This window comes from Streptomyces lasiicapitis, from assembly GCF_014646335.1.
In the GTDB taxonomy this organism is placed as follows: Bacteria; Actinomycetota; Actinomycetes; order Streptomycetales; family Streptomycetaceae; genus Streptomyces; species Streptomyces lasiicapitis.
The window spans coordinates 103,290-112,982 of the sequence record NZ_BMNG01000022.1; the positions used below are offsets into that span (position 1 = coordinate 103,290).

The following is a 9,693-nucleotide window of genomic DNA, read 5'->3' on the forward strand; positions in this document are numbered from 1 at the left end:
AACCGCCCACGGCCGGACCCCTCACAAGGTCCGGCCGCGGGCGTGAGATTGACGACTCCGGTTGACCGGCGTCAGCCGAGGAGCGACTCGATCTCGACGTGCTCGAGGCCGTGGGCCTCGGCGACCTCCTTGTAAACGACCTTGCCGTCATGGGTGTTGAGACCCAGGGCGAGCGCCGGGTCGCGGCGCAGGGCCTCGACCCAGCCGCGGTTCGCCAGCTCGACGATGTACGGCATCGTCGCGTTGGTCAGGGCGTACGTCGAGGTGTTGGGCACCGCGCCGGGCATGTTGGCGACGCAGTAGAAGACCGAGTTGTGGACCGGGAAGGTCGGCTCGGCGTGCGTGGTGGGACGCGAGTCCTCGAAGCAGCCGCCCTGGTCGATCGCGATGTCGACAAGAACACTTCCCGGCTTCATGCGCGAGACGAGCTCGTTGGTGACCAGCTTCGGGGCCTTGGCACCCGGGATGAGCACGGCGCCGATGACGAGGTCGGCCTCCAGGCAGGCCTTCTCCAGCTCGAAGGAGTTGGAGACGACCGTCTGGATCTTCGTGCCGAAGATCTTGTCGGCTTCCTTGAGCTTGTTGATGTCGCGGTCGAGCAGGGTCACGTGGAAGCCCATGCCGATGGCGATCTGCGCGGCGTTCCAGCCGGAGACGCCGCCGCCGATGACGACGGCCTTGCCCGCGGCCACGCCCGGGACACCGCCGGGCAGGACGCCGCGGCCGCCGTTGGCGCGCATCAGGTGGTAGGCGCCGACCTGCGGGGCGAGGCGGCCCGCGACCTCGGACATCGGGGCGAGCAGCGGCAGGGCGCGGCTGGACAGCTCCACCGTCTCGTAGGCGATGGCGGTGGTGCCGGACTCCAGGAGGGCGTCCGTGCACTCCTTGGAGGCGGCCAGGTGCAGGTAGGTGAAGAGCGTCTGGTCCTTGCGGAGGCGGTGGTACTCCTCGGCGATCGGCTCCTTGACCTTCAGGAGCAGGTCGGCCGTGGCCCACACCTCGTCGGCGGTCTCCAGGATCTGGGCGCCTGCGGCGACGTACTCGTCGTCCGTGATCGAGGAGCCGACACCGGCGTTCCGCTCGATGACGACCTGGTGGCCGTGGCGCACCAGCTCGTGCACACCGGCGGGGGTGATGGCCACCCGGAACTCGTTGTTCTTGACCTCGCGGGGGATGCCGACCTTCACGTCGATCACGGTCCTTGGCTCTGAGGGGGGTTCGGACAAGGGGGTACAAACCGGTACGCAAACGAGCGCATCGGAAGACACCACGAAAGCACGCGGCGGAGCCAGTCTAATGAAGGATTTCCCGCTGTCCAGCCTTTCAAAGCTTCAATCTTGGCCGGATGCACTACGGATTTCGTAGGCGGAGGCCGGTGCTCCATCTTGTTTGTGATGTTCTTCCCGATGCTTCGGCGCAGCCCCTGCGACCTCGGGGAACTCACCTCCCAGCATGCGCTCGGCGGCCGCCCGGTGCAGCCCGGCGGCGGTCGGGTCCCCCAGCCTTTCCAAGGTGTCGGCGAGCCGTACCTGAAGCGCCGCCTGGAGCCGTACGTCCGCCGCCTCGCGCGCCCACTCGGCCGCTTCCCGGCAGGTGCGCAGCGACTCCTCGGGGCGCCCCGCGTACTCCTGGACGCGGGCCATCTCGCTCAGCGCCCGCGCCCGGCCCGCCACGTCGCCGCTCTTGCGCAGGCCCGCGACGGCCGAGCGCCAGTTGCGCAGGGCCTCGCCGTAGCGGCCCGCGTAGGTGTGGGTGGTGGCGATGCGGCCGTGCAGCCGGGCGGCGTCGGCGCGCTCGTCGCGGGCCAGGCGCTGGGCAAGCGCCCTGCCGTACCAGTCGGCCGCCCGCGCCCAGTCCCCCAGCTCCTGGTAGGCGCCACCTACGGATTCCATCGCGCGGCCGGTCGCGTACGGGTCGCCGGCGGCCCTTCCGCAGTCGAGCGCGGCGCGGTAGCGAGCCAGCGCCTCGTGCGTACGTCCCGTCTGCGCGTCCAGGTCGGCGAGGTTGAGCAGCGCCGCCGCCTTCTCGCGGGGCAGGTCGCGGCGCTCGGCCACGCCGAGGACGAGCTGGTGGATGCCGTACAGCTCGGGCGCCGCGTCCTGGGTGCCGCGGTGTGCGACCAGGGCGCGGGCCAGGGCCGCCATCAGGCGCCGGGCGAGGGTGTCCAGGTCGCCGTCCGCGACCGCGAGGCGGGCCGAGGCGAGCAGCGCGGGCTGCCGGATCCGCAGCCACTCGGCAGCGGCGCGCGGGTTCGGGAAGCGCAGGGCGCGGGGCAGTCCGGCGAGCTTCTTGCGCGCCGCCGAGCCGTCGGGCTCGGTGACGGCCCGGCAGGACTGGAGCAGCCGCACGGTCCGCTCCAGCATCCGGGCCCGCGCCAACTGCACCTCCCCCGGCCGGTCCTGCGTCTGCGTCAGCTCCCGCAGGAACGGCACCAGACAGCCCGGCACCTCGTACTGCGGCAGCTCCGAGTCCACCGGCCGCAGCAGTCCGAGCGCGACGAAGTCGTCGAGCGCCGTGCGCGCCCCGGACACCGAGCAGCCCGCGAGCGCGGACGCGGTGTGCGGGTCGACGTGTCCCGCGGGGGCGAGGGCGAGCAGGCGCAGTATCCGCGCGGCGGTCGAGGGCAGCGCGGCGTAGGTGTGCTGGAAGACCCGGGCGAGGCCGGAGTCGGCCGCGCCCTCCTCGGGGCAGTCGCGGACCTGCTTGGCCAGATCGGCGACGGCGGCCTTGGGCCGGGCCGCGAGCCAGCCCCCGGCGATGGCGAGCGCCGCGGGGTTGCCGCCGCACGCCTCGACCAGGCTCTCCGCGGAGCGCGGGTCGACGGTGATGCGCACCGAGCCCGCGCTGCGGGCGAGCAGGTCGAGCGCGGCCTTGGTGTCCAGGCCGCCCAGGGTGCACGGGCGGACGTCGGGGATGCCGGTGAGCGGGCCCGCGGACACGGCCACGACCAGGCAGTCGGGGGTGTCCGGGAGCAGCGGGTCGACCTGCTCGGCGGTGGCCGCGTCGTCCAGGAGCAGCAGGGCGCGGCGGTCGTCGAGGGCGGCGCGCAGGGCCGCGGACAGGTCGTCCTCGTCGGCTCCGGCGGGCGCGGACTCGCCGAGCGCGCCGAGGAGTTCGCGGGCGGTGCGCTCGGTGGGCACGGGGGCGCCGTCGGGGTCGGTGAGGCGGGCGCGCAGCACGCCGCCGGGGTAGGGCTCGGCGAGCTGCCGGGCGAGTTCCTCGGCGAGGGCGGTGCGGCCGGAGCCGGGGCGTCCTGCGATGAGCAGGACGCGGGCGCGGGGGGCCTTGCGGCCGGAGAGGGTGTCGAGTCCGGCGCGGTCGATGTCGGCGCGGAGTTCCTTCAACTCCCGGTGGCGGCCCACGAATCGGCCGCCGTCCGGGGGAGCCGCCGCGCCGGTGACGGCCGCGCTGGTGGGCGACGGCGCACCAGTCGCCGAACCGTCCGTGTCGACCGCCTGATCCGTCACGGGTAACGCTCCCGTCCGCCTGCGCACGAACCCGCCGGGACTCCGGTCGGGACGCTTTCAGAGCCTAGTTCAGGCGTCAGGGCGTTCCGGGCCGCACGGGGCCCACAAGTCGCCCGATCGGATCAGGCGATGGTCGGACCGCGTGCGGCCGAATGGGGGGTTCGGAGGCTTAAGCCGCTCAGGCCTCGAACGGCCGTGCGGGCCACGGCGCGTCGGCCGGGCGCAGCGCGTCCACGCCGTCGCCCTGGAGCGCCGCGGTGAGCGACATGGCGCCCACGACGAGGGAGTTGTTGCTCAGCTCGCCGGCGAGCACGCCGCGTACCAGGTCCGCGAGGGGCACCCGGGCGAGCTCCATGTCGGACTCCTCCTCGGAGACCTCGAAGCGCTCGCCCTCGGCCTCGGAGAGACCACGGGCGAGGAACACGCGCACGGCCTCGTCGCAGCCGCCGGGCGTGGTGTACACGTCGGTGAGCACACGCCAGTCCTCGGCCTTGACGTGGGCCTCTTCGTACAGCTCGCGCTGGGCGGCGTGCAGCGGGTTCTCACCGGGGACGTCGAGCAGCCCCGCGGGGATCTCCCAGAGCTTGTGGCGCACCGGGTGGCGGTACTGACGGATCACAAGGACGCGGTTCTCGTCGTCGAGGGCGAGCACGGCCACCGAACCGGGGTGGACCTGGTAGTCGCGGCGGACGACTGTCCCGTCCGGCATGACGACGTCGTCGGTGCGCACCGAGGTCTTGTTGCCGACGAACGGGGTGTCGCTCGCCGTGACCTGCCACTCCTCGGCGGTGTCCTTGATCGTCATGTCGCGCTGTCCTCCCACGTGCATACAAAACAGAAACCGGGGTGCGCGCCCGCAAGGCGCGCACCCCGGCAACCGTATCCCGCCGCTACTTGCCCGCGGCCTGCTGGCGCTGGACGGCGGCCTTGACCAGGCCCGCGAAGAGCGGGTGCGGCCGGGTCGGGCGCGAGCGCAGCTCCGGGTGGGCCTGGGTCGCGACCAGGTAGGGGTGCACCTCGCGCGGGTACTCGACGTACTCGACGAGCTTGCCGTCGGGAGAGGTGCCGGAGAAGAGGATGCCGGCCTTCTTCTCCAGCTCCGCGCGGTAGCCGTTGTTCACCTCGTAGCGGTGACGGTGGCGCTCCTCGACGTACTCCTTGCCGTCGTACACCTCGCGCACGATGGAGCCCTCGGCGAGCTTGGCGGGGTACATGCCGAGCCGCATGGTGCCGCCCATGTCGCCCTCGCCCGCGACGATGTCGAGCTGCTCGGCCATGGTGGAGATGACCGGGTGGGAGGTGGCGGAGTCGAACTCGGTGGAGTTGGCGTCCGGGATGTCCGCGAGGTTGCGGGCCGCCTCGATCACGATGCACTGCAGGCCGAGGCAGAGGCCGAGCAGCGGGATCTTGTTCTCGCGGGCGTACTGGATCGCGCCGACCTTGCCGGACACGCCGCGGTCGCCGAAGCCGCCGGGGATGCAGATCGCGTCGACGTCGCCGAGCTGCTTGGCGGCGCCCGCCGGGGTCTTGCAGTCGTCGGAGGTGACCCACTTGATCTTGACGCGGGCCTTGTTGGCGAAGCCGCCGGCGCGCAGCGCCTCGGTCACCGACAGATAGGCGTCGGGCAGGTCGATGTACTTGCCGACCAGCGCCATCGTGACCTCGTGGTCGGGGTTGTGGACCCGGTCGAGCAGGTCCTCCCACTGGGTCCAGTTCACGTCGCGGAACGGCAGGTCCAGCTTGCGGACGACGTAGGCGTCCAGGCCCTCGGTGTGCAGGACCTTCGGGATGTCGTAGATCGACTTGGCGTCGATGGCGGCCACGACCGCGGCCTCGTCGACGTCGCACATCAGCGAGATCTTGCGCTTGATGGCGGTCGGCACGTCGCGGTCGGCGCGCAGCACGATCGCGTCCGGCTGGATACCGATGTTGCGCAGGGCGGCGACCGAGTGCTGGGTCGGCTTGGTCTTCAGCTCGCCGGAGGGGCCGATGTAGGGCAGCAGCGAGATGTGCACCACGAAGACGTTGTCGCGGCCGACCTCGTGGCGGACCTGGCGGACGGTCTCCAGGAACGGCAGCGACTCGATGTCGCCGACGGTGCCGCCGACCTCGGTGATGACGACGTCGACGTCGTCGGTCGCCATCCGCCGGATGCGGTGCTTGATCTCGTTGGTGATGTGCGGGATGACCTGCACGGTGTCGCCCAGGTACTCCCCGCGCCGCTCCTTGGCGATGACCTGGGAGTAGACCTGGCCTGTAGTGACATTGGCGGAGCCGTCCAAGTCGACGTCGAGGAACCGCTCGTAGTGTCCGATGTCGAGGTCCGTCTCGGCGCCGTCGTTGGTGACGAACACCTCGCCGTGCTGGAAGGGGTTCATCGTGCCGGGGTCGACGTTCAGATACGGGTCGAGCTTCTGCATCGTGACGCGAAGGCCCCGGGCCTTGAGGAGCGCACCCAGGCTGGAGGCCGTCAGGCCCTTGCCGAGGGAGGAGGCGACACCCCCGGTGACGAAGATGTGCTTGGTCGTCGATGTTTTGGGCGGCATGGCCAAGAGGGGGCTCCCGTGCGTCGCGGTCTGAAGGTGCGTAGCGGCGCCCGCTCCGGGGTCGGAGGGAAGTGCCGTCGCTGCGGTTCGGGGGTTCTATGACCACCGGCTCACGGGCTACCAGGGTATCAGCGACGAGAGGGGGCTGCTTCCGGCCACGTCTTGACACGCGCTTTCACGTCGCGTACACGATCTTCACCGCGCAGACACCGTACGGGCACCGGCTCACCCCGAACTCATTCGGCGTAGCCAGTTCGCCGGGACGAGCGGGCGATTTCCCGGGGCGGAGATGTATGTTGCTCGGACACTTGCTGCCGAGCCGTGCGCACGGGCGGAACCACCCCCGTCGGCACTTCTGGAGACCACCGGAAACGTTCGGGCCCGGCAGTTCGTTTTGCAGCGAACCCTTGACCGTAGTACGAGCGCCCCTTGAGCGGGCGAACGTGGCCGTTTGAATGGGGATGCACGTGGCCGGGCGCATCGAGGATTACGCACTGATCGGGGACATGCAGACCGCAGCGCTGGTCTGCCGGGACGGCACGGTCGACTGGCTGTGTCTGCCCCGCTTCGATTCCCACGCCGTCTTCGCCGGCCTGCTCGGCACCGAGGAGCACGGCTTCTGGCGCCTGGGCCCCGCCCACGGTCCGGGCGCGCGGCCCGCGGCGGCGACACGGCGCACCTACCGCGGGGACTCCCTGATCCTGGAGTCCGAGTGGGACACCCCGCGCGGCACCGTCCGGGTCACGGACTTCATGCCGCCGCGCGACTCCGACGCCCCGCAGCTGGTGCGGATCGTGGAGGGCGTCAGCGGCCGGGTGCCGATGCGCTCGGCGCTGCGGATGCGCTTCAGCTACGGCCGCGTGACGCCCTGGGTGCACAAGGTCGAGGGCCGCACGGTGGCCGTCGCCGGACCCGACTCGGTGTGGCTGGACACCACCGCGGCGACGTTCGGCAAGGACCTGACGACGTACTCGGACTTCACCGTCGCCCCCGGCGAGCGCATCGCCTTCACGATCTCCTGGCAGCCCTCGCACAAGGGCCAGCCCGCCCACCCCGAGCCGGAGAACGCGCTCGCGGCGACGGAGGAGTTCTGGCACGAGTGGGTCGAGCAGTGCACGTACCACGGGCCCTACCGCGAGGCCGTGGTCCGCTCACTGATCACCCTGAAGGCACTGACGTACGCCCCCACGGGCGGCATCGTCGCCGCGCCCACCACCTCCCTGCCGGAGGACATCGGCGGCTCCCGCAACTGGGACTACCGCTTCACCTGGCTGCGCGACGCCGCGATCACGCTCTCCTCCCTGCTGCGCACCGGCTATCGCGAGGAGGCCCGCGCCTGGCGCGAGTGGCTGCTCCGCGCGGTCGCGGGCGACCCGGAGAACCTCCAGATCATGTACGGCATCGCGGGCGAGCGCGAGCTCGGCGAGGCGGAGCTGGACTGGCTTCCGGGATACGAGAACTCGGCCCCGGTCCGCGCGGGCAACGGCGCGGCCCACCAGCTCCAGCTCGACGTGTACGGCGAGGTGACCGAGGCCCTGCACCTGGCGCACATGACGGGCCTTGCGCGCAACGACTACGCCTCGCTGCTCCAGCTCAAGCTGATCCGCTATCTGGAGACGCACTGGGACCAGCCCGACGAGGGCATCTGGGAGGTGCGCGGCCCGCGCCGCCACTTCGTGCACTCCAAGGTGATGGCCTGGGTCGCCGTCGACCGCACCATCAAGCTCATCGAGTCCGGTGACGCGGACGGCCCGCTGGACAAGTGGCGCGAGCTGCGCGACGACATCCACCGCGACGTCTGCGAGCGGGGCTACGACAAGGAGCGCAACACCTTCACCCAGTCGTACGGCTCCAAGGAGCTGGACGCTTCCCTGCTGCTCATCCCGCAGGTCGGCTTCCTGCCGCCCGACGACAAGCGGGTCATCGGCACCATCGAGGCCATCCAGCGCGAGCTGTCGACCTCGGACGGCTTCATCCTGCGCTATCCGACCTCCGGCGGCGACGCGGGCGTGGACGGCCTGGAGGGCGACGAGGGCGCGTTCCTCGCCTGCTCGTTCTGGATGGCCGACGACCTGGCGATGATCGGCCGCGTGGACGAGGCCCGCAAGCTCTTCGAGCGCCTCCTGGCCCTGCGCAACGACCTCGGCCTGCTCGCCGAGGAGTGGGACCCGCGCCTGCAGCGCCAAGTCGGCAACTTCCCCCAGGCGTTCAGCCACGTGCCGCTGATCGACACGGCGCTGCGGCTCACGGCCTCTGGGGCGTACGGAGGCTGATCCCGGCGGCGTACGAGGGGCGGCGCGGGATCGTGCTGCCCCTCAGGGACTCGTTGCCCTCGGGGACGCGTCGCCCCGGGGGCGCATCGCCTCTCAAGTCCCGGCGGCCAGGACACGCCGCGGCGCCCGGCCTCCCGCCCTCCGCCATGGCGACCGGCACTCCCGCCCTGGTCAGGTAGCGTCCGCCCCATGGACAGTCAGGACACTCAGGGCGGCATCACCGTACAGCGGGCGCTGGAACTCCCCGGCCTGCGCGGCGGGCTCCCGGAGGTCGTCACGGGCGCCGACCGGCTCCAGCGGACCGTGCGCTGGGTGCACGCCGGCGAGGTGCCCAACATCGCCTCGCTGCTCAAGGGCGGCGAGCTCCTGCTGACCACGGGCCTCGGCCTCGGCACCCGCCCCGCCGAACAGCGCGCCTTCGTCCGCGACCTCGCCGAACGCGGCATCGCGGCCCTGGTCGTCGAGCTCGGCCCGCGCTTCAGCCGCCTCCCGGCCGCCCTGGTGGACACCGCGCGCGCGGCCGGCCTGCCGCTGGTGCAGCTGCACCGCGAGGTGCCCTTCGTGACGGTCACCGAAGAGGTGCACACGGAGATCGTGAACGGCCACTACGCGCTCCTGCGCCGCGCCGAGGAGGTGCACCGGCGCTGCACGGACGCCCTGCTCTCCGGCGGCGGCGTACCGCAAGTCCTCTCCGTCCTCGCCGAGTTCAGCGGCAACGCGGTGTTCCTGGAGACGGCCGACGGCCAGCTTCTGTACGCGGCCGGGGCGACCAGCGCGTGCGCGGACCCGCTCCAGGTGTGGGAGGGCCTGCGCGGCCGCCCCGAGGACCGGGCCGAGCCGCCGGCCGGGACGGTCCTCGTGGACGTACCGGGCGGCGGACCAGGGGCCGGATCGGTGCGCGCCCGCCTGGTCCTGCTCGCCGTGGAGTCCGCGCTCCTGCCCGTCCACCGGATCGCCGCCGAGCGGGCCGCGAGCAGCCTCGCGGTGGTCCTGATGCAGGCGAGGCAGGAGGAGGAGCTGGCGGCGCGCGGCCGCGGCGACTTCCTCACCGACCTCGCCGAGGGCCGGATCACCGCCGACGACGCGCCCGCACAGGCACGCGTACTCGGCTTCAAGCCGGGCGCGAGCCCGCTGCTCCCCATGGTGATGCGGATCCCCGACGGGCTGCCGACCGGCGGCGGCTGGGCGGTCCTCGCGCGGGCCGTCTCGGAGGAGCTGGCGTCGGTGGGGGTGCCGGTGCTGCTCGGCGTACGTCCCGTGGAGGGCCGGGTTCCGCTCCTGCTCGGGCTGCGCGCCGAGGCGGAGCGGGCGGCGGTCGCGGACCGGGTCGCGGCGGCGCTGCGGGCCGGGGTCGAGCGGGCGGGGATGCGGCGGGCCGGGGCGCCGCCGCCGGTCGTGGTGGTCGGC

The 9,693-nt window shown here is 72.3% G+C and carries 6 protein-coding genes; 2 read left to right on the top strand and 4 right to left on the bottom strand.

Annotation, left to right across the window (positions count from 1 at the left end; genetic code table 11):
- Positions 1–71: 71 nt before the first annotated feature.
- From ald to pyrG, 4 genes are all read right to left on the bottom strand, one after another.
- Positions 72–1,196 carry an alanine dehydrogenase gene (gene ald, locus IEY91_RS37485; protein WP_189177344.1) on the bottom strand — a complete coding sequence of 375 codons (1,125 nt, stop codon included), beginning with the start codon at positions 1,194–1,196 and terminating at the stop codon, positions 72–74.
- A 135-nt stretch (positions 1,197–1,331) separates the two neighbouring features.
- Complete coding sequence (locus IEY91_RS37490; protein WP_373288109.1) at positions 1,332–3,467, bottom strand: tetratricopeptide repeat protein; 2,136 nt, start codon at positions 3,465–3,467, stop codon at positions 1,332–1,334.
- Positions 3,468–3,645: 178 nt separating this feature from the next.
- Positions 3,646–4,272: an NUDIX domain-containing protein gene (locus IEY91_RS37495; protein ID WP_164326141.1), complete on the bottom strand. Its 627-nt coding sequence runs from the start codon at positions 4,270–4,272 to the stop codon at positions 3,646–3,648.
- Positions 4,273–4,357: 85 nt separating this feature from the next.
- Complete coding sequence (gene pyrG, locus IEY91_RS37500) at positions 4,358–6,013, bottom strand: CTP synthase (protein ID WP_164326140.1); 1,656 nt, start codon at positions 6,011–6,013, stop codon at positions 4,358–4,360.
- 461 nt (positions 6,014–6,474) lie between these two features.
- Here pyrG and IEY91_RS37505 point away from each other — a divergent pair, with 461 nt between their 5' ends.
- Both IEY91_RS37505 and IEY91_RS37510 read left to right on the top strand, forming a co-directional pair.
- Complete coding sequence (locus IEY91_RS37505) at positions 6,475–8,286, top strand: glycoside hydrolase family 15 protein (RefSeq protein ID WP_164328652.1); 1,812 nt, start codon at positions 6,475–6,477, stop codon at positions 8,284–8,286.
- Positions 8,287–8,475: 189 nt separating this feature from the next.
- A partial coding sequence (locus IEY91_RS37510; RefSeq protein ID WP_189177345.1) for a PucR family transcriptional regulator ligand-binding domain-containing protein occupies positions 8,476–9,693 on the top strand: 1,218 nt, incomplete at its 3' end.